Here is a 24,653-nt window from a genome sequence, read left to right on the forward strand (position 1 = left end):
GTCAGGCGGCCACCGCCGCAGCGGATTTGAGACAGTTTGCGAGCATGGGCAGGTCGACGTTTCCGCCCGAGAGCACGATGACGCTGTCGCGCCCGCCCATCGACAAGTGACCGGCCAGCAGCGCTGCCAACGCGACCGCGCCACCGGGCTCGACCAGCATATGGAGTTCCTCGAGCGCGAAGCGCACGGCGACAGCCACTTCAAGGTCCGTCACGGCCACGGCCTTGTGCAGGAAACGCCGGTTGATCTCGAAAGGCAGTTCGGCCGGCGTGGCCGCCTGCAGCGCATCGCAAAAGGTCGCCGCGCCGGGCTCGTTCACCTCGCGCCGACCACTGGCGAGTGAGCGCACGGTGTCGTCGAAGCCCGCGGGCTCGGCGGCCACGAGACGCGTTGCAGGGCTCATCGTGTCGACGACCAGCCCACACCCGGCCAAGAGGCCGCCACCGCCGCAAGGAGCGGCGAAGGTTCCCAGATGGCGCAGCGCATCGTCGGGCAGATCCTGGAGCGCTTCCAGCGCGACGGTGCCCTGCGCGGCGAGCACATCGGGATGGTCGCCCGGCGGAACGAGCGTGCCGCCCGTCTCGGCCAGCAACTGCATGCCGATCGTTTCACGGCTCTCGCGACGGCGGTCGTAGTGCACGACGCGCGCACCCTGGTCCAGAGCACGGGCCACCTTGTTGCGTGGCGCGTCGATCGGCATCACGATGGTCGCGATCACCCCCAGCTGCCGAGCAGCCCAGGCGATGGCCTGGCCATGGTTGCCCGTCGAGTACGCGACGACGCCGCGCATGCGCTGCTCCTCCGAGAGGCCCAGCAGGGCATTGAAGGCGCCCCTTGCCTTGAAGGAACCGGTGACCTGCAGGTTCTCGGCCTTGAGCCACACTGGCGCACCCGCGATCTCGTCGAGTCGAGCCGATCGCAGCAAGGGCGTGCGGCGAACATGTAACGCGATGGCGCGGCCGGCACGTTCGACGTCCTCGAAGGTAGGCACCCGCATGGCGCCGAACATTTCGTGCGTGATCGAAGGCGATGGACGGGTTCTGGTTTCTATCGTGCTCATGGGCATAGAGGCATGGAGTTACACAAGCGCGCGTACCGGTGATCGGGCGCGCGACATTCCGGACAAGGGCTTCGAGGCGCTCACGTCGCCGCGATGGCGATACCGTCGGCCAGTAGCGCAGCACGGATTCGCTCTGCGAAAACGACGGCGCCGGGCTGGTCGCCGTGGATGCAGAGCGTGTCGGCGGCGACCGGCACGTCCACACCGTTCACGGAACGCACGACACCGTCCAGCACCATGCGCCGGACCTGCGCAATGGCCTGTTCGACGTCCTCGATCATGGCGCCCGGCCTGGATCGCGGCGTCAGGGTGCCGTCGTCCTGGTAGCTGCGGTCCGCAAAGACTTCGAACCGGACCGTGAGCCCCTTGTCGCGCGCCGCCTGCGCAATGTTCTTGTTCGCCACGAAGAGCTGCAGCGCCGGATTGAAATCGAACACCGCCTGCGCCACCGCCTCGGCGAGTGCCGGCTGCTGCACGGTCATGTTGTAGAGGGCCCCGTGCGTCTTGACGTGATGCAGGGTTGCACCCTGGGACTGGGCAACGCCCTGGAGCGCACCGACCTGGTAGATGACCAGCGAATAGACCTCGCTCGGCGACATCTCCATCGCCCGTCGACCGAAGCCCTGGCGGTCGGGCAGGCCGGGATGGGCACCCAGCGCCACACCGTTGGCTATGGCGGCCCGCACCGTTTTTAGCATCGTGTCGGGGTCGCTCGCGTGAAAGCCGCAGGCGATGTTCGCGGAGGTCACGTGCGGGAGGATCCGGAGATCCTGTCCCATGACCCAGGGGCCGAAGCTCTCGCCCATGTCGCAGTTGATGTCGATGGATGGCATGAATGGATTCCTTGTGGGTGAAGCGGTTAGCGAGATGCAGCGGTCAGGTCAACGCCCGTCCGGCCGCCTCGCGCACCAACGCCAGTTGGTCTTCGACCAGCAGCCAGGCGTGCTCGGCGGCCTGCTGATCGATCGGGGTGAAGCGAATGGAGGCGCCGGGCAGCGCTTGAGCCAAGGCAGGCAGGTCGGCACTGGCGACATAGGCGATCTTGGGGTAGCCGCCCGCGCTCTGCCGGTCAGCCATCAGGACGATCGGCTGGCCGTTGGGAGGCACCTGCACCGTGCCGAAGCTCGTGGCCTCGGAGATCATCTCGAGCGGTCGCGACAGGACAAGATCGGCCCCTTCGAGCCGGTAGCCCATCCGATCGGATTTCGAGGAAATCGTGAACGGCGTGCGCACGAACCGTTCGCGCGCTTCCTCCGAAAAATCCTGCCATTGCGGGCCCGGGATGAAGCGCAGGCCTTCGAGCGCCGCCGACGGCGGTTCCGCGTCGACGCATGCCGCCGTCACGAACGGCAAGCCGCTCTGCACCAGCGTGCGTTCCAGCGCCAGCGTGGGGTCGGCCCTGCGCGGGCGCGCCACGGGCACGCGGTCGTCCTTGCGCAACGCCCGCCCCTCGTGGCCGCCGAAAGCGCCCGGCCGATAGGTGCTGCGGCTGCCGAGCACCGGCGCCGTCGCGAAGCCGCCGCGCACCGCCAGGTACATGCGTGCGCCACGCGTGCGTTCACCGAACTCCAGCGTGACGCCACGGCGCAGTAGCACCGCGCAATTCATGGGAACCGGCCGGCCCGCGGCCGTGATCCTGACGCGAGCGCCGCAGATGGCCAGCAGCATGTCGCAGGCAAACTGGACGCTGGGACCGGTCAGCGTGCACTCCAGCGTTGCCGCGTCGTCTTCATTGCCGACGAGCATGTTCGCCGTGCGATGCGACCACTCGTCCATCGCGCCAGTGACCGGCACGCCGAGGTGCTGATGCCCGACGCGCCCCTGATCCTGCAGAACCGAGAACATGCCAGGCCGCAACACCAGCATGTGCGCCACGGATGCCCGGGTCATGGCGGCCGCTCCTGCATCCGCTCCAGTTCGGACGCCGAGATCGGATAGAAGCGCACCCGCGCGCCCTGCGGCATCCTCGTGGGTGGGGTCTTCGTCACGTCGAACAGGTCCCAAGGCGTCCGTGCGATCACGTTCCAGCCCCCTGGCAGCGCCATCTGGTAAATGGAGGAGATGCCATTGGCGATGGCGACCGACCCCGCCTCCACGCGCAGGCGCGGCGTGCTGCGGCGAGGCACATTCAGCCGCGGGTCGAGGGGGCCGAAGAAGGGGTTGCCGGGCGCGAAAAAGTAGGCGTAGAGCGACAGCGGCGTTCCCGAATGCAGGGCGATGACCTCTTCGGCCGTCAGGCCGCAATGGCGGGCCACGTCGTCCAGGTCCGGACCGTAGTCGCCGCCGTAGCAGGCGGGAATCTCGATCACCTCCTCGTTGACCGGCCGCTCGGGAACGCGGCCTGCGAGGAGTTGCTCCACCAGGCGCGTCAATTGAGACGATGCCACGCCCTGCCGGCGATCGAACGCGAGTGGCCGGTAGTGCAACGCGACGGTAGTGAATGCGGGCACCACATCGACGACGCCGGGCAGTTGCGCCGACGACAGGTGTGCGGCCACCGCCTGCACGGTCCGGCTGGTGTCGGCGCCGACGCGGTCGCCCAGGCGCACCTGCAAGCAGCGGTCGCCCACGGGTTCGATCCGCCATCCCGAGATGGAAAGCGACGGTGTCTTGGAAGAAGTTCTCATGATGTCTGTGGCTGTGCAGCGCCCTCGCTCAGGCCTGAACCAGTCGGCCGCAGGCAGTGACGATGCGTTCGCAAGCCGTCTGCAAGCGGTCCTCCGACACCGCATAGGCGAAACGCAGGTAAGAAGCCAGGCCGAATGCAGAGCCCGGGACGCACGCCACGCCCGCGCTGTGCAGCAGATAGTGGGCGAGGTCGGCATCGCTGTCGATGGTTCGACCCTCCGGCGTGCGCATTCTGATGGCGCCAGCGCAGTCGGCGCACAGGTAGAAGGCCGCCGGCGGTGTATCGACCCGCAGCATCGGACTGGCGGCCGCCAGCAGCTCGACCGCCAGATCGCGCCGCCCACGCAACCGGCTGCGCCATGTGTCCAGAAAATCCCTCGGCCCCTCGAGTGCGGCCGTTGCCGCGACCTGGCTGACCGCGCTCGGATTGCTGGTGCTCTGAGACTGGAGGAGCTCCAGTGCCTTGATCAGCCATGCAGGCCCGCCCGCATAACCCAACCGCCACCCCGTCATCGCGAAGGCCTTGGACACGCCGTTGACGGTCAGTGTCCGATCGATCATGTCGGGCGAGGCCTGCGCAAACGACTGAAAGACGCCATCGAACACGATCTCTTCGTAGATGTCGTCGGAAATCACCAGCACCCGTGGATGGCCGCGCAACACGTCCGCCAGCGCGCGCAGTTCATCGGCCGTGTAGAGCGCACCCGATGGATTGCACGGTGAATTGAGCATGAGCCATCGGGTGCGCGGCGTGATCGCGCTCGACAGCATCTTCGGCGTCAACTTGAAACCGTTGGCGCTGCCCGTCGTCAGCACGACCGGCTCGCCGCCGGCGATGCGCACCATCTCCGAGTACGACACCCAATAGGGCGCAACCATGATGGCCTCATCGCCCGCATCGATGGTCGCCAGCATGGCGTTGAACAGGAGCTGCTTGGCGCCGGTTGCGGCCATCACCTGCGTGCTGTCGTAGTGCAGGCCGTTGTCTTGGCGGAACTTGCGGACGATGGCCGCCTTGAGCTGCGGCGTGCCGCCCACGTTGGTGTAGCGGGTGTGCCCTTGCTGGATGCCGGCGATCGCGGCCTGTTGGATATGGAGCGGTGTGTCGAAGTCCAGTTCGCCTTCGCTCAGGCTGATGACGTCTCGGCCCTCAGCAAGCAGCCGGCGGGCGGCTTCGGCCATGGCGCCGGTGGCCGACGGCTTCGCCACAAGCATGCGTGCGGACAGGTGACTGTGAACGGACGGACCTGGAAATTCGTGGCGTGAGTTCATGGTACCGGACGGAAACAATGGCGACTCGAACGCACCAGGACTAGCGATCGACTTTGGTGCGCGCACAGCAAGACGGTGCACGAAATGCCAGGAGCCAGTCGTCAAACTGGCGCGCGGCAGCGCTCAAGTCGTCCTGACGCAGCGGCTGCCCTGCGCATGTCCAGAAGGCAAGCGCTCCTGCGTTTCCCTTGGATAGACATCTGCGTCGCATCCTGCATTTCGGTCTTCGGTTCTGGTTCATTTTTAAGTTTGGTATGCCATTGGCATGCAACATGCATGCCACGGAGCAGGCCCGGCAATCCGCAACGATTGCCGCCGTATTCGTAACCTGTACCAATCGGAGAGAGAGATGAAAAGTAAGTTGCTGACGATGGGCCGCATCGTGATCGCGACCGCGGTCCTGCTGGCTGGCGCCGCGCAAGCCGCCGAACTGAATTTCGCGAGTTGGGGTGGCGCCTACCAAGGCGCGATCCGCGACGCGTGGCTCAAGCCCTTCGCCAAGGAAACCGGCATCAAGGTGACCGAGGACACCGATCCGCAGGTCGCGAAGATCCGCGCCATGATCGACACCAAGACCGTCGCCTGGGACGTAGTCACGGAGAACAGCGCCCGCCTGACGCGCGGCATCAAGCTCGGTGTGTTCGAGAAGATCACGCCGGAAATGGTCGACCAGAAGCACGTCATTCCCGGCGCGCGCAACGAGTACGGAGTGCCCTCGGAGATCTTCTCGACGAACGTCGGCTTCTCGACCAAGGCATTCCCCGCGGGCAAGCCGCAGCCGGTCAGCTTCGCCGATTTCTGGGACGTCGTGAAATTCCCCGGCAAGCGCACGCTGCAGGACGATCCGTCCGCCGTGATCGAGGCTGCACTCATCGCCGACGGCGTCGCGCCCGGGGATGTCTACAAAGTGCTGTCCACGCCGGCAGGCATCGACCGCGCGATGAAGCAGATCGAGAAGATCAAGCCGCACGTGGCCATGTGGTGGAAGAACGGCGCCGAGCCGGTCAACGCACTGGGCAGCGGCGAGGTGGTGATGGCGCTGGGCTGGAACGGCCGCTTCCAGGCCGGCATGGATTCGGGCCTTCCGATCCAGATGGGCTGGGGCAATGCGGTGGCGCAGGTCGGCTACTTCGCGCTGGTCAAGGGCGCACCGAACCGGGCCGAAGCCATCAAGCTGATGAACTACATCACCGCGCCGAAGAACCAGGCCGAGTTCAGCAAGTACATCGCCTACGGCCCGACGACCGAAGCGGCATTCCCGCTGATCGACGACGCGCGCAAGCAGCGCCTGCCTTCGACGCCGGAACGCCTGAAGTCCGCGCTCTTCATGGATTCGGAGTTCTGGGACAAGAACGGCCCGGCCATCACCGAGCGCTACAACCAGATCCGCGCACGCTGACCCCTGCATCATGGCAAGCACCGCCCTTCCCCTTCCCCACGCCGCGACGCCGCCCGCGGCGATTCCCGCGCGGCGTGGCTGGAACCGCGCTGCGGTGTTCGCCGTGCTGCCGCTGCTGGTGTTCCTCCTGTTGGCCTTCGTCGGACCGATCGCGGGCTTGCTCAAGGAGGGTTTCCTTCGCGACGGCGCGCTCACGCTCGCCAACTACCGCCATCTGCTAGACACGCCGATCTACCGGATCGTGCTGGGCAACACCTTCACCATCGCCGCCGCGGTGACCCTGTCGTGCATCGTGATGAGCTACCCGTTGGCCTACCTGATGGCCACGGTGCGACCGGGCGTCGCGCGGCTGCTGTTCTTCGCCGTCCTGCTGCCGTTCTGGTCGAGTGCGCTCGTGCGCACCTCGGCATGGATCGCGCTGCTGGGCAAGAACGGGCCGCTGAATACATTGCTCACGACTGTTGGCATCCTCGATGAGCCGATGGCGTTCCTCTACAACTTCACCGGCGTGATGATCGGGATGACGCACGTGCTGATGCCGTTCGTGGTCCTGCCGCTCTACGCCGCGTTCCGCGCCATGGACACCACGCTCGTGCAGGCCGCGCAGAGCCTCGGGGCGAGTTCGGTGGGCATCTTCCGCCACGTGGTACTGCCCTTGACCAGCCCGGGCGTGGTGGCCGGCGGCATCATCGTTTTCATGAACGCGGTGGGCTACTACATCACGCCGTCGCTCATGGGGGGGCCCGCCCAGCGCATGGTGGCGGAGCTAATTTCGCACAACATCTCGGAAGAGCTGAACTGGGGACTGGCGGCCGCACTGGCCGCCATCTTGCTGGCAACGGTGCTGCTGTCGCTGTGGGTGTTCAACCGCATGTTCGGTCTGGACAAACTCATCAGCGGCTCGACCGGCAAGGGCAGCAGCGCGCCCACGGCAGGGCGCACGCCGGGGGGCCGCGTCGCCGTCGTTGCCGGACTCGCCTGTGCCGCGTTCCTGATCCTGCCGATCCTCGTGGTGATTCCCATGAGCTTCGGCACGACCGACTTTCCGGTGTTTCCACCGCCTCAATACGGACTGCGCTGGTACGCGAATTTCTTCGAGGATTCGAAGTGGATCGGCGCGTTGTGGTCGAGCGTGCGGGTGGGGTTGACGGTGACGGTGCTGGCCACCGTGCTCGGCACTGCGGCGGCGCTGGGTGTCCACAAGATGACCTCCGCCCGCAAAGGCTGGCTCGACGCGCTGTTCGTCATCCCGATGTCGGTGCCCGCCATCATCACGGCCGTCGCCCTGTTTTATTTGACAGCGCCTCTGGGCTGGGTCGCCAACTCGGTCGCGGTCATCATCGGCCACACGGTGCTGGCGTCCCCCTATGTCTACATCACCGTGCGCGCTGCATTGCGCAGCTTCGATTCCAGCCTCGAGTTGGCCGCACTCAGCCTCGGCGCGTCGTGGCCCGCGATGTTCCGGCTGGTCATGATGCCCGCCCTCTTGCCCAGCCTCATCGGCGGTGCCGTCTTCGCTTTCGTCACCTCGTTCGACGACGTGGTGATGGCGCTCTTCCTCACCACCATCCGCAACAGGACCCTGCCCAAGCTGATGTACGAGGGCCTGGCCCACGACTTCGACCCGACCGTGATTTCCGCCTCCTGCGTGTTGATCGCAGCCACCGCCCTCATCCTGATTGCCAACCTGCTTCTCGGCAGGAAGAAAGGAGATTGACATGCCATCCAACCACCAGACATCGGGGCACTCGCCTCTCGGACTCTCCATCCGCCCCGAACGCCAGGGCAAGGACGTCGCGCTCAGCGGCATCCGCAAGGTCTACAAGGATGTCGCCGCCCTGCCGGAGGTCAGCCTGGCCGTGGAGCGCGGCGAGTTCTGCACGCTGCTCGGTGCTTCCGGCTCGGGCAAGACGACCCTGCTGAAGATCATCGCCGGCTTCGAGGCGCCGGACGCCGGCAGCGTGCGCATTGCCGGCCGTGACGTGACCCGTATGCCCATCGCCGAGCGCAACATCGGCATGGTGTTCCAGAACTATGCGTTGTTTCCGCACATGTCTGTGTTCGACAACGTCTCCTTCGCGCTGCGCATGCGCCGCCTGAACCCGCACGACATCCGCCGCCGCGTCGCAGAGGCACTGGAGCTGGTCAGCATGGGCCCGCTCAGCGACCGCCTGCCTCGCGAACTCTCGGGCGGCCAGCAGCAGCGCGCGGCCCTGGCTCGCGCCCTGGTCTTCACGCCTGACATCCTGCTGATGGACGAGCCCCTCGGCGCGCTCGACAAGAACCTGCGCCAGGCGATTCAGTTGCAACTGAAGAAGCTCCACCACGACCTGGGGCTGACCGTCGTCTTCGTGACACACGACCAGGACGAGGCGATGAACCTGTCCGACCGGATCGTGATCATGGACCAGGGGCGCATCGTTCAGACCGGCGCGCCCGAAACGCTCTACCGCGCCCCGGACTCGGCTTTCGTTGCGGGTTTCCTTGGCGAGTGCAATTTCATCGACCAGACCAGCCGCACGCTCGCCGTGCGACCGGAAAACGTCCGCCTGGGCGCACAGCTCGGTGCCGATGACATCCGGCACGAAGGACGGGTCCTGACCTCGACTTTCTGCGGCCTTCACTGGAAGGTGTTCATCGAGTCCCTCGGCCGAACCGTGGTCGCCTATGCGCCCGCCGGCGTCACCGGCGCGGACCGTACGCCGGGCCAGTCCGTGGCGTGGGGATTTCGGGCCACGGATGCGATGGAGTTCGCCGCTGCGTGAGCGGCCGCAGCGCCTCCACCAGTTCCTCATTTCAACTCTTTCAGCTGAAACCAACATGATCTCGCTCACCAAGACAAGCCCGACGGTCGGTGCCTCCTCGGCGTCGGACGCAGAGTCGGATCTCGAAGCGCTTGAACCCAGCCTTACCGCCGCCGTCTCCGACACCGCCGACGGCGTCGATCTGGCGGGGGACGCCTACCGCATCTTGCTGGAGATGATTCAGCTCGGCCGTCTGCCGATGGACAAGCCGCTGCAGGAACGCACCCTGGCCGCGACCCTCGGCATCTCGCGGACACCGCTGCGCGAGGCGATGAGCCGGCTGATCGGCGGGGGCTTCGCCATCCGCACACCTCGAGGTCAATTGATGGTGCGCGAACCCACCCTGCGCCAATACCTCCAGATTCTCCAGATACGCGTGTTGCTCGAGGGTGAAACCGCGGCCGCCGCGGCCACACGGCTCGACGTTCAGCAAGCAAAGCAGATCCTGGCACAAGTCCAGGCGCTCCTGGTCGCGCGAAACACCTCCAAGGAAGAGAACCACCGCATCGACAACCTGGTGCACGACACGATCGCCATGGCGAGCGGCAACCCGCTGATGGCCCAGACGGTTCACGATCTGCGCATCAAGGCGCGGTGTTTCGACCAGAACGCCGCCCCCGAGCGTTTTGCCCCGAGTTGCCAGGAGCACATGGCCATCCTGCAGGCCATCATCGATCGCGACCCCGACCAGGCCCGTGCCGCGATGCAACAGCACCTGGAAAACGCCCGAACAGGCCACGTGGCCCGCCACACCAGCATCTAGCCCGTCCGCAGCCTTGGCAAGCGCCTCTTCGGCAAGCCTGATCCTTCATCGCATATTCATGACATCCGACTCCCGCATTCACGCACGCTCTTCCGGTGTGTTCATCATTTCCGCCACGCCTTTCAGCGACGACGGCGCGCTCGACCTCCAAAGCACCGACACCCTCGTCGATTTCTACCTGGGCCACGGCGTCTCCGGCATGACGATCCTCGGCATGATGGGCGAGGCCCCGAAGCTGACCGAGGAAGAGTCGCTGGCCTTCACCCGTCGCGTACTACAGCGCGTAGCGGGCCGGGTTCCGGTGGTCGTCGGCGTGAGCCACGCATCGAACCAGCACGTGGATCGCCTGGCCAAATCGGCCATGGACCTCGGCGCTGCCGGCGTGATGCTGGCCCCCGCACCCAACCTGAAGATCGATGACCAGGTTCATGGCTACTACGCCACCGTCGCGCGCATGCTTGGCGGCGACGTGCCGATCTGCCTGCAGGATTTCCCGCAGTCCACCGGCGTCTACACCTCGGTGGACGTCGTCAACCGGCTGGTCGACGAGTTTCCGCAAGTGGTGATGTTCAAGCACGAAGACCTGCCCGGCCTGCGCAAGCTGACGCAGATACGTTCGCAGGCAGAGTCCGCAGGCCGCCGCCGCATCAGTATCCTGGTCGGCAATGGCGGGCTGTTCTTGCCCCAGGAATTGCTGCGCGGCGCGGACGGTGCCATGACCGGATTCGCCTATCCCGAAATGCTCGTGCAGGTCTGCGCGCTGTTCGCGCAGGGCCGGCAGGAAGCGGCCGAGGATCTGTTCGACGCCTACCTTCCCTTGCTGCGGCACGAGTTTCAGTACGGCATCGGCCTCGCGCTGCGCAAGGAGACGCTGCGCCTGCGCGGCGCCATCCGCAGTGCGGCGGTCCGTAAACCCGGTCCGGTGCTCGATGCCACCGACCATGCCGAGCTGCGCAGACTGATCGGGCGCCTGCAGCGGCGGCTCGGCACATCCGCACCCCCGGTGCAAAGCGGCGTCGACACCGCGCTGGCAGCTTGAAAGGAAGACGCAGAATGGAACTCACACTCTGCGTTTCAGGCGCCACCGTGGTCGACGGCAGCGGCCAACCGGGCTTCGTGATGGACGTGGGCATTGCCGGCGGTCGCATCGTCGCGATGGGCGATCTGTCGGACACGCCGGCACGCGAGCGCCTTGCGGCCGCCGGGCGGGTACTGGCGCCCGGCTTCATCGATGTACACACCCACGATGACCGCGCGCTGCTGACACCCGGCGCGATGACGGCCAAGCTCTCGCAGGGCGTGACGACGGTGGTGACCGGCAACTGCGGCCTGAGCCTGGCGCCCAGCCGCATCCGCGGCGTCATTCCGCCGCCGCTCGATCTGATCGCAAACCACGAATGGCTCAGGTTTCCGGCATTCGCCAACTATCTGCGAGCGCTCGAGTCGGAAGGCACGGCCGTCAACGCGGTCTGCCTCGTGGGCCACCTGACGCTGCGAGCCAACGTGATGGACGACTTGGAGCGTGCCGCCACACCCGCCGAATGCACGGCGATGCAAACGCTGTTGGCCGATGCCTTGGACGCCGGAGCGTTCGGCCTGTCCACCGGCACCTTCTACCCACCAGCCCGACACGCCAGCACCGACGAGATCGTTGCTGTGGGCGAGCCACTGCGCGCCCACGGCGCGCTGTACGCGACCCACATGCGCAACGAGGCCGAGAAGGTCATCGATGCGCTGGACGAGACCTTCGAGATCGGCCGCCGCCTGGGCGTTCGGGTCCTGATCTCGCACCACAAGCTGGCGGGTGTCGCCAACCACGGTCGTTCCATCGAGACCTTGAAGCGCATCGGCGCCGCGATGGAGCATCAACCGGTGTCGCTGGACTGTTATCCATACAACGCTTCGTCCACCGTGCTGCGGCCGGAATTCGTGGCGCGCGCCTCGTCCGTGCTCGTCAGCTGGTCCGATCCCCATCCCGAGCATGCAGGACGCACGCTGGCCGACATCGCTCGCGATCTGGGTTGCAGTGACGAGGAGGCCGCCGCCCGACTGATGCCGGCCGGCGCAATCTACTTCATGATGGATGAGACCGATGTGCGTCGCATCCTGGCGTTCCCCAAGACGCTGATCGGCTCCGACGGCATGCCGCACGACGAGCACCCACACCCGCGCCTCTGGGGCACCTTTCCCCGGGTGCTCGGCCACTATGCGCGTGAAGAACATCTGTTCAGCCTGGAGACGGCCGTCGCCAAGATGAGCGGCCTGACCGCCGAGGAACTGGGCTTGCCGGGCCGCGGCCGCATTGCCGTCGGTCACGCAGCCGACCTGGTTCTGCTCGACCCGCTCACCGTCGGCGATCGCGCCACGTTCGAACAGCCGCGCGAGCTGTCGTCGGGCATCGATCGCGTCTGGGTCAACGGGCGACTCGCCTTTGCCGACGGGTCGGTGCAAGACGAAAAGGCCGGCCAGGTCGTCCGGCGCACACCGATCGCGATGACACAGGAGACATGTCTGCAGTAGGCGCACGATCGCCCTTGGCGGCTCATACGGTTCTGGTGCAAAGATTGGTTCTGGTGCAAATCAAGCGTCTCCGTACGCCGTCACGCCGACCGAAGGCGGCTTTGCAGTGCGAGAGCAGTCAATCACCTCTGGTCTGCGAATCACCGACCCGGCCAGGAAAGAGTCCTTCAGGACCGGCTCCTTCCCGGCGAACCCCGCCCGAGGGAGGACTGCGCGGCGAATCGCGTGTGCGCCGGTACGTGCATGCTCGGATCACCGGGCAAGATTTGCGGACGCGTGGCCCGACTTGATTCACGTCGCGCTTCGATCATTGACGCTCCTTCAACGAACATTGAAAGAGGCAATCATGCAAAGCGCCCCCTCCGCGACCCAGTACTCGAAGGTCATCGCGAATTCCAAACGCGTCCGCTGGGACATCGACAACGACGTCATCCGTCGCCGGCGATTCGATCTCGAGAAGACGTTCCTGCCGGCCGGCCTGTCACTGGTGAACGAGCTGGATTTCATGACGTCCGATGACCGGCGCCTGCTGAGCCAGGTGCAGGGTCGAAGCTACGCCTACATCTTCGGCCTGGTGGAGCGTTTCATCGGCGCCAAGGTGCTCGAGATCAGCCGGCAGCACGCGCTCGGCGACCAGGTGGCCCTGGAGGCCCTGGTCCGCATGGCCGACGAGGAGCTGAAGCACCAGGAGCTGTTCCGGCGCATGGAAACGATGATGGCCGCCGACATGCCTGCAGGATACGTGGCAACGGCCGAACCCAACGCCGTCGCGACAGCCGTGCTGAGCAAGAGCACCTGGTCGGTCCTTGCGCTGACACTGGACATCGAGCTCTTCACGTTGGCCCACTATCGCGCCAGCATCGAGCCGCAGGACGACCTGTGCGAGTTGTGGAAGGACGTCTTCCTGGCCCACTGGAAAGAGGAGTCGCAGCACGCGGTGCTGGACGAGCTCGAGTTCCTTCGCGAGGACGCGCGCCTGAACGCCGCCGACCGCGACGCGGCCGTCGGCGACCTGATCGACTTGGTCGTGGCGGTCGACGGCATTCTCCTGGCTCAGGCGCGCGCCGATGCGACCTACTTCGAGTCGATCGCGGGCAAGCGCTACGCCGATGCGCAACGCACCGCCATCGGCGAGGGGATCCTGAAGGCGTATCGCTGGCAGTACATCGTGTCGGGCGTGACGGAGCCGCGCTTCCAGAAGGTCCTCTTCCGCGTTCTCGATGACAGGCAGGCTGCCCGGGTGACGGATGCGCTGCAGCCGCTGCTCTATGCGGTGCCCGCCCGATCGCCCGCGGTGCCCCGCCAGTAGGGCATCGCCATGCCCACCAGGACATGCAAGTGGAGGCCGAGAACATGCTGCCCGAGCCGATGCTGCTGGGTTTCGCCGCCTGGACCCTGGTCCTCCTGCTCGCCACCGTGGGCGCCTACCGATTGAGCCGGGTCCTTCGTGGTCGGGCGGGAATGAGCGAATTCAGGGCCGACCATGTCGAGGGGCAGGACTGGTACCTGCGCTCGATGCGCGCACATGCGAACTGCGTCGAGAACCTGCCGGTTTTCGCCGTGCTGGTCTATGCATTGCGCACCTTCGGCATCGCCGATCCGACGGTGGATCCCCTGTGCGTCGTCATCCTGGCGGCGCGGATCCCCCAGTCGCTGGTCCACGTCTGCTTCGCCCGGACGGATCGAGTCGTGTCGGTGCGCTTCGCGTTCTTTCTTGTTCAGTTCCTCAGCTTCTGCGTGCTGATCGCACTGATCGTTTTCCGTCGTTGACCTCAGTCGGACTCTGGAGGCTGTTCTCGCGGCGCCAGGATGCCGGGGGCATGCCGAACTCGCGCTTGAAGGCGCGGCTGAAAGCGGCATCGGTTTCGTAGCCGACTTCCAGCGCGATATGCATCATGCTCAAGGCGTTGCGCCGCAGCAGGTTCGACGCGAGCGCCATGCGCCACTTGCCGAGATATTGGATAGGGGGCTGTCCGACATAGTGGGTAAATTTCTCGGCGAGAACCGAGCGCGATGTTCCGGCCTCGCGCGCAAGGCTTTCGAGCGTCCATGGATACGCCGGCTTCTCGTGCATGAGGGCGAGGCATTTGCCGACGACGCGATCACGCAAGCCCGCGAACCAACCGGTCTGGCCCTCGGACATCTGGGAGATGTACCGGCGCAATGTCTCGACCACCAGCACCTCGGACAACTTGGCCAGCACGCCTTCGCCACCGGGTTGCGTGGAAGTGGCCTCCGCCACCGCATAAACGAAGGAACGCTCCACCCAGTCGGTCTTTTCGTCCCTCCTGAGGCTGACCGTCAGCACTCTGGGCAGCGTTGCCAGGACCGGCCGACACAGGATGGGATCGCATGACAGATAGCCACAGATGAAGCGGGTTGGCTCGCCGCCGCCGCCCAGCTGCAGTTCATCGGGCCTCTCGCGCAACAGCGCTCGCACATCGAGCAGCGGCCCGGGCTCGTCCATCCCGGACGAGGCCATCGTGTGGGCATCGCCATGCGGAAACAGGATGATGTCGCCGGCTTGCAGGTGAAGCGGCGGCATGCCGTCGAGTTTCACGGTGCACGAACCGTCCACGAAGAGATGGTAGAAGAGCAGACGCTGGGATCCCGCGTTGACCTGCTTGGCCACCGCCTCCGCTTCCGGGGAAGCAAAACACCATGGTGCGGTGAATCTGGCGTTGAAGAAGATCGCGCTGTTGAACTGCAGGATCTTCAAGACCTCGGACAAGGCATCCATATCGACTTCGCCTCCGCAGGAGCGTCGCCATTTGACCACTTTCACCCGCGCTTCGCGGAGTCCAATTTCAACGAGCTCGGCATCGCGGCCCCGAGGTAGTTGGCGCCGACCGGCATGAAGACCACCAGCGCCCACAGAAAAACCGCGGCCTTGACGAGCTGCGCCCTATGCATGGACCGGATCGGCGGCACGCGACAAGTGCGAAAGAGGACGCAGGAACACGACCCCGGCCGCGGTCATCATCGGAAAGGCGATCGCGCTCAGCACCGCGTATTCGTTGCGCCGCGCCGGGCCGGCGGGAACCCAAGGCGCATCGCCGAGCGAGGGATGGCACACCAGCACGTCGCCCGTGCGGCAACAGTCGATCCACTGCCGCAGCCGCCCGCGGTAGACGTCCGAAGTGCCCGTGAAATCGTAGATGCCGAGCAAGGCGCGGCTGGTCGGGATGCCTCGGCGCGCCGCGAGCTCGAGCAGCCTCGCGCCGCCGAGCGCGAAGACGATGTCGGCCTTGGTCTTCGCAAGCCGTCGCGGTGCGGGCGGCGCTGTGCTGCGGACCCATGGCGCCTCCGTGCCGTAGCGCCTCGCGATCTCCTCGGTCAGCACATCGCTCACCACCGGCAGTTGATGGACATGCCGATGCCCGTCCACGAAGGCAGGCCGTCGGCCGAGCCCGTCTTCGAAGCGCGCCAGCTGGTCCCTGATCTCGGCGCGCACGGCCGAAGGGCGAAGCAGGCGCAGATGGCTTCGCACAATCAATCCGCCCAGCCCAGGCTCGGACTGCCGGCCTTCTGGCGGGGGGCTCAGATCGAGATGGAGTCCGACCTCGGTGCAGGACGGCTCGATGCCGCGCAGGCCGCGCAGGCCCACGGCCCATGCATCGCGGCGAACCATGCAGGAGATGGCGGAAATCTTATGTCGCCCCGCCAGTTCAAGCACGGCCGAGTTGATGCCCTCGGTCATGCCGAAATCGTCGGCGCAGATGCAAAGGTATCGAGGCGCATGTTCGGTCATTGCGGCGCCGCGGCTCCGGGTTCGTCGAGACAACGGCGGTCGCGCGTTGCGCTTCCGGCGAATCGCCACACGGCCGCCTCCTTGCTCACGGCGACCAGGCGAGCCTGCGCCAGCCATGGGTGCGCCAGCGTGGCGTTGGATGGTCCGATCAGCCAGGTGGCGCGCGGCACGCACAGCGCATCGTGAAGACGGAAAGTGTCGACCAGCAGCGTCGATCCGCGTTCGGGCTCGAAGCGGGCGGCATCGTGGAGCTCCTTGTGCCAATCGTCGCGCCGCTCGACGACGGCCGGCGTCCAGTCGGTAGCGACCATGACGGGTTGTCGCAGTGCCCAATTGAAGGGCAGTTCGTAGTAGTAGGCATCGAGCATCAGCACCTGGTCGCCCGGCGCCACGGCAACACCTGCGGGAAGGCGCAGGCGATGGCCGGGCTGCACGACATACACACCCACGAAGGCGATGGATGCCAGGCAAAGAAGGCCGGACAGCGCGGCCGTCCAGCCCAAGGGCCGCGACAGCGGGCCCGGGCCCTTCATCGCGGCCGGCACGGCTCGCGCGATCAGGTACGCCAGCGGCGGCAAAGCGGGCAGCACGTACCCGATCAGCTTGGAACGCGGGATGGAAAAGAAGAGAACGATGCAGAGGCCCCAGATCAGCATGAGCCAGTCGACGTCGGACAGCGGCGCCCTGCCCTCCCGCGCACCGCGGCGCGCCAGCGCCAGCCAACCGATCCACGGCAGCGTCAGCCCTGCGATCACCGGCAGGTAGAACCAGAACGGGTGCTCGTTGTTGAAGCCCGAGGCGGCGAAGCGCCTGAAATGCTGCGTCACGACGAAGTAGTCGAAGAAGGCTGGATAGCGCATCTGCATCACCACGAACCAGGGGCCGGCGATCGCCAGCAACAGCACCCACCCGGGCGGCCAGGCCATCTGCCAGACGGCGCGGGTACGGCGCGTTGCCACGCACCAGGCGAGGAAGATTGCGCCGGGCAGCACCAGGCCGATCAGGCCCTTCGCGAGCACGCCAAGCGCCGCGAAGACGAAGGCGCCCGCCAGCGCCCCGCGCCATGCCTCGCCCTGCGCCTTGGACAAGCTCGCATGTGCCGCCAGCAGCACGGTCGCGCTGATGCAGCCGGCCACCAGCATGTCGAGGTTGGCGAACTGCGCTGCGACATAGAAGAAGGGCGTCGTGACCAGCACCAGCACGGAAAGCTTCGCGCTCGCCGCATCCGCCCAGCGGCGCAGGAACAGCAGCAGGCCGAGCGCCGCGACGGCCGCTCCGAGGATCGAAGGCAGCCGTGCCGGCCATTCGGAGGGGCCCAGCACCGCCATCGCCGCGGCGCTGATCCAGTAGAAGAGCGGCGGCTTGTGAAAGAAGGGTAAGCCGTCGAGCCGCGGCACCAGCCAGTCGCCGCTGCGCAGCATCTCGAAAGCCACGCCGGCGTAGCGCGCTTCGTCGGGCGCCATCAACGGCCGGAACCCGGCCGTGACCGCCAACCACAGGACGAAGGCCGCGAGGCCGGCAGCGGCGTGCAGAATGGCCTTGGAGTCACGGGACAGCCTCATGACTGCTGCCCGTCCAGGCCGTGGCCCAGATCCTTCTTCACCACGTAGAGCGGCCGTCCCTTCACTTCCTCGAAGATGCGCGCGACGTATTCGCCGACGATGCCGGTCGAGATCATCTGGATGCCGATGAAGAACATCAGGCTCACCACGATCGTCGTCCAGCCCGAGACGGCATTGCCTATCAGCAGGTGTTCGACGACCAGGTAGATGCCGTAGGCGAAAGCCGGTACGGCCAGCATGAGACCGACCACGCTGACCACCCGCAGGGGCCAGGTGGTGAACGAGGTCAACCCGTCGACGGCAAGATTGAACAGGCGCATCGCGTTGAAGCTGCTCTCTCCCTGCCCCCGCGGGCCGGGCGTGTAGGACAACGCGACCGCATTGAAACCGACCCAGGCATACAGGCCTTTCATGAAGCGGGTGCGCTCCGGCAGGCTCAGCAAGGCGTCCACCACCTTGCGGTCCATCAGGCGGAAGTCTCCGGCGTCCCTGGGCAGTTCGAAGCGATGGGACGAATTCACCAGCTTGTAGAACAGGCTTGCGCCCCAGCGCTTGAGCCTGTGCTCGTCGCTGCGCTCCTGCCGCACCGTGTAGACCACGTCGGCGCCGCCCTGCCACCGGGCCAGCATGTCTGCAATCAGCGACGGCGAATGCTGCAAGTCGCCATCGAGCACGACGACGGCGTCGCCGCAGGCCGCCTCCAGCCCGGCGGTGAGCGCGGCTTCCTTGCCGAAGTTGCGCGACAGGCTGATGCACCGGAAGCCCGAGAGCTGGCACCAACCCTCGGCCACCGCGACCGTGCCGTCGGTGCTGCCATCGTCGACCACGATGATTTCCCAGGCCAGATGCGTGGCCCACAAGGCCTCTTCGAGCCTCGCAAGCAGTTCGTTGAGATTGTCTGCCTCGTTGAAACAGGGGATTACGCAGGAGATGCTGCGACCCGTCGGCACACGCACCCGGCGCTCGCCGCGCGCGGTGCTCTCGTCTTGCTGGGGACGCTCGATGTCGAGAATGTCCCCCGTCGTCTGCACGGGACCGTTCATGGCGCGTCTCCTCTCAGGCGAGCGGCTGGTCGGCCTTGGAGGCCGGCGCCCGCGCGTGCAGATCGTCGCGCGCGATCCTCGGCGCGACATGGCGCCGCCAGAGCCGCTGGACCCCGACGAAGACGCCCGTCATCACGACGGCCAGCAAGAGCCCGGCCACGATGTCGGCCGGGAAATGAACCCCGACGTAGACACGCGCCCAGCCGGTGATCGCGGCCAGGGCCGCCATGCCGATGCCCAGGTCACGAAGCCGGGGACGCAGCAGAAACATCAGCGCGACCGTGAACATCACCGCAGCGTGGGCGCTCGGCAGCGACCCGCGTGCGCCATGGGGGATGTAGGCCGGGCTCAATCCCAGCATGAAAGGACGCGGCAGATTCAGCGACGCAGCGATGGCATGCGCGATCACCGCGGTGGCCGCCGCAAAGGCCAGCGTCGCCATCACGTAGCCGCGTTCCGACGGCCGCCGCCAGGCGGCCCATCCCATGAGGGCCATGCCGGCCCAGGCCGCGCCGAGCGCGATGGCCGACGCCACGGGCAGAAGCCACGGGCTGGGCTCGTAGCCCGCCGCAATCCATTGAAGCAGGGCAAGATTCAGCGCCTTCATACGAGCATGAAGCCGCGAAGGCGCGTGGTCGGCATGGCGCCACTCTAGGTGGCGCTTGTGAAGGCAAGCTGAACGCTATCTTCAGCTTTGTGTTCCCGCACCGCAGACCTGATGCGCGCGGGTGTTATTGAGAGCAAGCTCGCTGAGCTAGGGCGCGATGCGCAACGTGCTGAGCGCACTGGTAAGTGAGTGCGTCACGGGCGATCGCCCGTGCCCGGATCATTCGCACCTTGGCGGCGGACTGATCGCAAGGCGAGCAGGCGATCGGCTGGTAGCGAGGCGTGATCGCCCGTCACGCTCGTGTCATCTTCAGCAATTGCGATGAGGACAAGGCCTGCCAAAAAGATTGGCGCCGCGCCCAATCTCGCAGCTCGCGCAGCACTCGGGATGATGCGTGATCGTGGTTGAAAGTGCGGGCGATCTACAAATCAGATTGGCGCATGCCAGTGTGGCAATCAAAGAGACGCCCGCCAACCCGGAACGCTTGATGGCGTGCCGGTCAACTATGGCGAAGGGCCCTGGCACCTCAATACGCCGGAGAACCGATGGGCCCTTGAGCAGGTCATGGCGGCCGGCAACGAGACCTACGGCGACGGCACGCACTGGGTAGAGGAGCGCGAGACCTGACGCCCCCGCGCTCCCTCCCCCAGCCCGCCTGGAGCAGGCTTTTCGTTGCCCGCTCGCTGGAAATCCAGACGGTCACCGGCATCGAGGAACCGCCCAGCATGTGCGGGGCGCCGAAGCACCCTCTATGAATCGCCACGCTTGCTGATGCCTTTGAAGTGCGGGGCCGTCACGGCCTTCGTGCTCCAGCTGCGGCGGTGGTTCGAGCCGGGCTTCAAACCGTGATGTGGGTCGGCATCGCAAGAGGATCGGCGATCCCGTGCGATCACTCCGCGCGGATGTCGTTGGCCTTCACGATGTCGCCCCACAGTCTGTAGTAGTCGCGGGTCAGCGCCGCCAGCTGCTCCGGTGTGCCGCCGCCGGGTTCGTCGCCGCGCTCGACGATGCCCTTCTGGATGCTCGGGTCCTTCAGCGCGGCGTTCATCGCGCCGTTGGTCTTCTTCACGATGTCGGCGCTGAGACCGGGCGGGCCGTACAGGCCGATGAAGGAGATCACCTCGAAGTCCTTGAGCCCGCTTTCGATGGCCGTGGGCACTTCGGGAAAGGCCGGCACGCGCTTGGTGCCGGTCACCATCAGCGGCCGCAGTTGGCCTGACTTGATGAAAGGCGCGATCACCGAGGCGGCGTCGAACATCGCTCCCACGCGGCCGGCGATCAGGTCGGTCATGGCCGGGCCGCTGCCCTTGTAGGGCACGTGGTTCATCCTGGGCTTGCCGATGCGCTCGCGGAACAGTTCCATCGTCGCGTGCGTCAGGCTGCCGGGGCCGGCCGAGGCGTAGTCGATGCCGTTCTTTTCCTTGTCCTGCACCTTGGCCCACTCGACGAACTCCTTGAGGTTCTTCGCCGGCACGCTGTTGGGCACGGCCAGGATGAGCGAGGACTGCAGCAACAGGCCAATCGGCGTGAGCTTGAGAGGGTCTGCCATCGCCGTGTTGCGATAGGTGTGCGGGTTGAGCGTGATGTTGCCGTTGCCCACCAACAGGCGGTAACCATCGGGCGGCGCCTTCATCACGTTGTCGGTGCCGATGTTGCCGCCGGCGCCGGCCTTGTTGTCGATCACGACGCCCGGACCCAGCACGGCCTGCATGCCGGCCGTGACCATGCGGCCGGCGAAGTCGGTCTGGCCGCCGGGCGGGTAGCCCACGACCAGCGTGACCGGTTTGTGGGGCCAGGCGCTCTGGGCGAAGCTCAGCGGGCTGGCGATGGCCGCCGCGGCGGCCAGGCCGTGCTGCAGAACGGTGCGGCGCGTGGCGGCCGCATTGGATGTGTGACGCATGGGTTGTCTCCTCGTCGGGTGGATGGATGGAATCGGTAGGTTTCTTGTTGCTCAGTGCGGCGCCGCCAGATGGGCCGACAGGTCAGACAAACTGGCAATGCGCTGCACGGCGGGCGGCAGGTCTGGCGGCTGCTCGCCGAGCGCGAACACGCGCATGCCGGCGGCCAGGCCGGCGGCGATGCCGGAGGCGCTGTCTTCCACCACGGCGCAATCGGCCGGCGCGAAGCCCATCTGCTGCGCGGCATGCACGAACAGATCCGGCGCCGGCTTCCAGGCGCCGACCTCGTAGGCGCTGTAGACCGCGCCCTCGAACCAGGGCAGCAGGCCGGTGAGGCCCAACACCAGCTCGATCTTGTGGCGCGGGCCGTTGGAGGCCACGCAGAACGGCAGCATCAGACCGCGCACCAGTTCCATCGCACCGGCAATGGGCTGCAGGTGCGCGCGAAACAGATCGGCCATGCGCGCGCGCACGCGAGTCTCGAAGTCGGCGGGCAGCGGCGCGCTGCAGCGCTCGGCCACGACGGCGATCTGGCGCGACATCGGCGCGCCGCGTTGCGCGTCCAGCACAGCGCGTGTCGTAGACAGCAAGCCATACAACGCGCCCTCGGCCAGCATGGCCTCGACCAGCCAGGGCTCGCTGTCGACCAGCGTGCCGTCGCAGTCGAAGATCAGCGCGCGGATCGCGGAACTCATCGCTGTGGATTCTGGTTCAGGTCGTAGAGGATGGCGGCGCTTGTGAGACCGCCATCGACCACCAGGTCGTGCCCGTTCACGAAGCGCGCGTCGTCGCTGGCCAGGAACGCGATGGCATCGGCCACCTCGTCGGCCTGGCCGTAGCGGGCCATGGGCGTGGCCTGCACGATGGCCTGGCGGATCACCGGGCCGTGCAGCGTGGCGGTCTGCGCGGTCTCGATCGGGCCGGGCGAGACCGAGTTGACCGTGATGCCGTAGGGCGCCAGGTCGATCGCACAGGACTTGGCCAGCGCCAGCACGCCGCCCTTGGACGCGCAATAGGCCACGCGACCGGACCAGACCTGCTGGCCCGAGATCGAGGCGATCATGACGATGCGGCCCTGGCGCCGCTCGACCATGCGGCGCGCCACGGCCTGGGTGCACAGAAAGGTGCCGGTCAGGTTGATGGCCAGCACGCGGCTCCAGGCCTCGGGCGGGTTGTCCAGCACCGTGCCCTGGAAGCTCACGCCGGCGCTGTTGACCAGCACGTCGATGGCGCCATGCGCCTGCCAGGCCGCGGCCACGACCGCCTCGACCTGGGCGGCGTCGGTCACGTCCAGTTGGTGGTGGCTGACGCGGCCCGGCGGCTGCGCCAGTTCGTCGGCGACGCGGCGCAGCTCCTCGGCGTTGACGTCGGCCAGCGCCACGTTGGCGCCCTCGCGCAGCAGGCGGCGGGCGCTGGCCAGGCCCAGCCCGCTGGCGCCGCCGGTGATGAATGCGGTCTTGCCGCTGAACCGGCCCGCCGGGCCGGGAAGGGAATCGCTCATGTCTCGCTCCAGTGCACAGGGTCACAGGGTTCAGGCCGGCACGATGCCCAAGGCAACGCCGGCCAGGTCATTCAATCCATCAGCAGGCCGCCGTTCATGTCCAGGATCTCGCCCGTGATGAAGCCGGACAGCGGCGACGCCAGGAAGCGCACGGCATGCGCGAACTCCTCGGGCTCGCACCAGCGGCCCACGGGGATCTGGCGCAGCAGCTCGGCCTGCTGCTGCGCAGACAGCTGCTGCGTCACCATCGGCGTGCGCACATAGGCGGGCGCGATCGCGTTGCAGGTCACGCCGTGGCCGGCCAGCTCGCGCGCCAGCGAGAAGGTCAGCGCTCCCATGGCACCCTTGGAAACCGAATAGGCCGTGCCGGCCGTCAGCCCACCGGTCTTGGCGGCCAGCGAGCCGGTGTTGACGATGCGCCCCCAGCGGCGCGCCTTCATGGCGGGCACCACCGCCTGGGCCCAGAAGAACGCGCCGTCGAGGTTGACGGCCAGCACCTGGCGCCATTCCTCGACCGCCGTGGCCTCTATCTTCTGGTTGGTCAGCACGCCGGCGTTGTTGACGAGGATGTCGACTTCGCCGAAGCGCTCGCGCACGGCCGCATGCGTGGCGGAGACTGCAGCCGGGTCGGCGATGTCGCAGGCGAAGCCCGCCACGCGCGCGCCGAGTGCGGCTTCCAGTTCGCGCAGCGGCGCCTCGGCGCGGTCGATCATGGCCACCCGGCAGCCGTCGTCGAGCAGGGCCTGCACGGTCGCGCGGCCCATGGTGCCGGCCGCGCCGGTGACCACGGCGACCTTGTCCTGCAGCGGGGAAGAAGATGTCGATTGCATGAAGAATGGTTCCTGGGCTCAGATCTTGAGGTTGAGCTTATTGATCAGCGCGCGGTACATGGCGTTGTCCTGCGCCATCACGGCGCGGAACTCCGGCTGGTCCAGATAGCCTTCCCGGAGGTTGAGCTTGTGCATGGTTTCCTTCAGCGCCGGCTCCTGCATGGCCTTGGCGAACGCCTGGCGCAGCACGGCGATGACCTCCGGCGGCGTGTTCCTGGGCGCCGCCAGGCCGCGCCAGCCCGTGACCTGAACGTCGATGCCGCGCTCCTTCAGCGTCGGCACCTGCTCCCAGCCCGAGCCGATGCGCTGCATGCCCATCACAGCCAGCGGCCGCACCTTGCCGTCGGCCACGAAGGCCGCCATGTCCGGCGGCGTCAGCGACAGCGCCTCCACGTGGCCGCCCGTCAGGTCCAGCAGCGCCGGGCCGGCGCCGCGGTAGGGCACGTGGGTGAAGGGCACGCCGGTCTTGTCGGCCAGCATCACCGCAGCCAGGTGGCCGAGCGAACCGGGGCCGGCGTTGCCGACCTTCAAGCCTTCCGCGCCGGCCTTCTTGCTGGCCGCCAGCAGCTCCTCGATGCTGCGAATGGGCGAATCGTGGCGCACGGCGATGGTCGCCGGATCGGCGTTCAGCCGAGCGATCGGCGTCACGTCGTCGGAGGTGAAGCGCACCGCGCCCATGTGCGGAATGATGGTGATCTCCACCGTGATGATGCCGATCTTGTAGCCGTCGGGCCGCGCGTTCACGAGCTCCGCCCAGCCCACCCCGCCGCTGGCGCCGGCCTTGTTGATGATGACCAGGCTCTGCGGCAGGTACTTGCGCGAGGCCTCGGCCAGCGTGCGTGCCAGCGCATCGGTGCCGCCGCCCGGCGGGAAGGGCACGATGAATTCGATCGGCTTGTGCGGGTAGGTGCCCGGCTGTGCGGCGGCGGGCAGCAAGGCGCTGCCTCCGAGCGCCGCGAGGGCGCCCAGGGCGTGGCGGCGGGTGAATGGCGAAATGGTCATGAAAAGTCTCCTT

Annotated in this window: 24 protein-coding genes; 9 read left to right on the forward strand and 15 right to left on the reverse strand. The window is 66.9% G+C overall.

Features of this window, described 5'->3' with window-relative positions; genetic code table 11:
* Nucleotide 1: 1 nt before the first annotated feature.
* The 5 genes from ACSQ89_RS35015 to ACSQ89_RS35035 form a co-directional block, all read right to left on the reverse strand.
* Entirely contained in the window at nt 2-1,060 is a 1,059-nt protein-coding gene (locus tag ACSQ89_RS35015; protein ID WP_244504051.1) for a threonine ammonia-lyase, read from the reverse strand.
* A gap of 80 nt (nt 1,061-1,140) precedes the next feature.
* Nucleotides 1,141-1,893: a LamB/YcsF family protein gene (locus ACSQ89_RS35020; protein ID WP_093110490.1), complete on the reverse strand. Its 753-nt coding sequence runs from the start codon at nt 1,891-1,893 to the stop codon at nt 1,141-1,143.
* Nucleotides 1,894-1,936: 43 nt separating this feature from the next.
* Nucleotides 1,937-2,935 (reverse strand): biotin-dependent carboxyltransferase family protein, encoded by a 999-nt coding sequence (locus ACSQ89_RS35025; protein ID WP_093110550.1) that lies wholly within the window; start codon nt 2,933-2,935, stop codon nt 1,937-1,939.
* 11 nt (nt 2,936-2,946) lie between these two features.
* Nucleotides 2,947-3,687 (reverse strand): 5-oxoprolinase subunit PxpB, encoded by a 741-nt coding sequence (gene pxpB, locus ACSQ89_RS35030; RefSeq protein ID WP_093110491.1) that lies wholly within the window; start codon nt 3,685-3,687, stop codon nt 2,947-2,949.
* A 28-nt stretch (nt 3,688-3,715) separates the two neighbouring features.
* Complete coding sequence (locus tag ACSQ89_RS35035; protein WP_436294923.1) at nt 3,716-4,903, reverse strand: pyridoxal phosphate-dependent aminotransferase; 1,188 nt, start codon at nt 4,901-4,903, stop codon at nt 3,716-3,718.
* A 406-nt stretch (nt 4,904-5,309) separates the two neighbouring features.
* Between ACSQ89_RS35035 and ACSQ89_RS35040 the strand changes: the two genes are divergently transcribed.
* The 8 genes from ACSQ89_RS35040 to ACSQ89_RS35075 all read left to right on the forward strand — a co-directional run bounded on the left by ACSQ89_RS35040 (nt 5,310) and on the right by ACSQ89_RS35075 (nt 14,216).
* A complete protein-coding gene (locus ACSQ89_RS35040) occupies nt 5,310-6,359 on the forward strand; it encodes an ABC transporter substrate-binding protein (RefSeq protein ID WP_436294924.1) in 1,050 nt (349 codons plus the stop codon).
* 10 nt (nt 6,360-6,369) lie between these two features.
* Nucleotides 6,370-8,076, forward strand: coding sequence for an ABC transporter permease subunit (locus tag ACSQ89_RS35045; protein WP_436294925.1), 1,707 nt, complete (start codon nt 6,370-6,372; stop codon nt 8,074-8,076).
* A 1-nt stretch (nt 8,077) separates the two neighbouring features.
* A complete protein-coding gene (locus ACSQ89_RS35050; RefSeq protein ID WP_436294926.1) occupies nt 8,078-9,124 on the forward strand; it encodes an ABC transporter ATP-binding protein in 1,047 nt (348 codons plus the stop codon).
* A 55-nt stretch (nt 9,125-9,179) separates the two neighbouring features.
* Nucleotides 9,180-9,926 (forward strand): GntR family transcriptional regulator, encoded by a 747-nt coding sequence (locus ACSQ89_RS35055; protein ID WP_093110496.1) that lies wholly within the window; start codon nt 9,180-9,182, stop codon nt 9,924-9,926.
* 58 nt (nt 9,927-9,984) lie between these two features.
* Nucleotides 9,985-10,965: a dihydrodipicolinate synthase family protein gene (locus ACSQ89_RS35060; RefSeq protein ID WP_436294927.1), complete on the forward strand. Its 981-nt coding sequence runs from the start codon at nt 9,985-9,987 to the stop codon at nt 10,963-10,965.
* 14 nt (nt 10,966-10,979) lie between these two features.
* Nucleotides 10,980-12,446, forward strand: coding sequence for an N-acyl-D-amino-acid deacylase family protein (locus ACSQ89_RS35065; RefSeq protein ID WP_436294928.1), 1,467 nt, complete (start codon nt 10,980-10,982; stop codon nt 12,444-12,446).
* A 346-nt stretch (nt 12,447-12,792) separates the two neighbouring features.
* A complete protein-coding gene (locus ACSQ89_RS35070; protein WP_093110499.1) occupies nt 12,793-13,755 on the forward strand; it encodes a hypothetical protein in 963 nt (320 codons plus the stop codon).
* Between the two features lie 29 nt (nt 13,756-13,784).
* Complete coding sequence (locus ACSQ89_RS35075) at nt 13,785-14,216, forward strand: MAPEG family protein (RefSeq protein ID WP_436294929.1); 432 nt, start codon at nt 13,785-13,787, stop codon at nt 14,214-14,216.
* Here the strand turns inward: ACSQ89_RS35075 and ACSQ89_RS35080 are convergent.
* From ACSQ89_RS35080 to ACSQ89_RS35100, 5 genes are all read right to left on the reverse strand, one after another.
* Nucleotides 14,173-15,186, reverse strand: coding sequence for an AraC family transcriptional regulator (locus ACSQ89_RS35080; protein WP_093110500.1), 1,014 nt, complete (start codon nt 15,184-15,186; stop codon nt 14,173-14,175). The genes ACSQ89_RS35075 and ACSQ89_RS35080 overlap by 44 nt on opposite strands.
* Before the next feature lie 165 nt (nt 15,187-15,351).
* Nucleotides 15,352-16,197 (reverse strand): ChbG/HpnK family deacetylase, encoded by an 846-nt coding sequence (locus tag ACSQ89_RS35085; protein ID WP_436294930.1) that lies wholly within the window; start codon nt 16,195-16,197, stop codon nt 15,352-15,354.
* Nucleotides 16,194-17,759, reverse strand: a complete 1,566-nt coding sequence (locus ACSQ89_RS35090; RefSeq protein WP_436294931.1) for a glycosyltransferase family 39 protein — start codon at nt 17,757-17,759, stop codon at nt 16,194-16,196. The genes ACSQ89_RS35085 and ACSQ89_RS35090 overlap by 4 nt, the downstream gene beginning before the upstream one ends.
* Nucleotides 17,756-18,802 carry a glycosyltransferase family 2 protein gene (locus ACSQ89_RS35095; protein ID WP_436294932.1) on the reverse strand — a complete coding sequence of 349 codons (1,047 nt, stop codon included), beginning with the start codon at nt 18,800-18,802 and terminating at the stop codon, nt 17,756-17,758. The genes ACSQ89_RS35090 and ACSQ89_RS35095 overlap by 4 nt, the downstream gene beginning before the upstream one ends.
* Nucleotides 18,803-18,815: 13 nt before the next feature.
* Nucleotides 18,816-19,409 carry a phosphatase PAP2 family protein gene (locus ACSQ89_RS35100; RefSeq protein ID WP_436294933.1) on the reverse strand — a complete coding sequence of 198 codons (594 nt, stop codon included), beginning with the start codon at nt 19,407-19,409 and terminating at the stop codon, nt 18,816-18,818.
* Nucleotides 19,410-19,901: 492 nt separating this feature from the next.
* On the opposite strand from ACSQ89_RS35100, the gene ACSQ89_RS35105 reads away from it, so the two are divergent.
* The gene (locus ACSQ89_RS35105; protein ID WP_436294934.1) at nt 19,902-20,036 is read left to right on the forward strand and encodes a hypothetical protein; all 135 of its coding nucleotides are present in this window, start codon (nt 19,902-19,904) and stop codon (nt 20,034-20,036) included.
* A 262-nt stretch (nt 20,037-20,298) separates the two neighbouring features.
* On the opposite strand, the gene ACSQ89_RS35110 is transcribed toward ACSQ89_RS35105, so the two are convergent.
* From ACSQ89_RS35110 to ACSQ89_RS35130, 5 genes are all read right to left on the reverse strand, one after another.
* Nucleotides 20,299-21,309 carry a Bug family tripartite tricarboxylate transporter substrate binding protein gene (locus ACSQ89_RS35110; protein WP_436294935.1) on the reverse strand — a complete coding sequence of 337 codons (1,011 nt, stop codon included), beginning with the start codon at nt 21,307-21,309 and terminating at the stop codon, nt 20,299-20,301.
* A 51-nt stretch (nt 21,310-21,360) separates the two neighbouring features.
* A complete protein-coding gene (locus ACSQ89_RS35115; RefSeq protein ID WP_436294936.1) occupies nt 21,361-22,002 on the reverse strand; it encodes an HAD family hydrolase in 642 nt (213 codons plus the stop codon).
* Nucleotides 21,999-22,808, reverse strand: a complete 810-nt coding sequence (locus tag ACSQ89_RS35120; protein ID WP_436294937.1) for an SDR family NAD(P)-dependent oxidoreductase — start codon at nt 22,806-22,808, stop codon at nt 21,999-22,001. The genes ACSQ89_RS35115 and ACSQ89_RS35120 overlap by 4 nt, the downstream gene beginning before the upstream one ends.
* Nucleotides 22,809-22,879: 71 nt before the next feature.
* Entirely contained in the window at nt 22,880-23,638 is a 759-nt protein-coding gene (locus ACSQ89_RS35125) for an SDR family NAD(P)-dependent oxidoreductase (RefSeq protein WP_436294938.1), read from the reverse strand.
* 18 nt (nt 23,639-23,656) lie between these two features.
* A complete protein-coding gene (locus ACSQ89_RS35130) occupies nt 23,657-24,640 on the reverse strand; it encodes a tripartite tricarboxylate transporter substrate binding protein (RefSeq protein ID WP_436294939.1) in 984 nt (327 codons plus the stop codon).
* Nucleotides 24,641-24,653: the final 13 nt, after the last annotated feature.

Origin of the sequence: Variovorax sp. LjRoot175 (genome assembly GCF_964253805.1) — a bacterium.
Lineage (GTDB): Bacteria > Pseudomonadota > Gammaproteobacteria > Burkholderiales > Burkholderiaceae_C > Variovorax.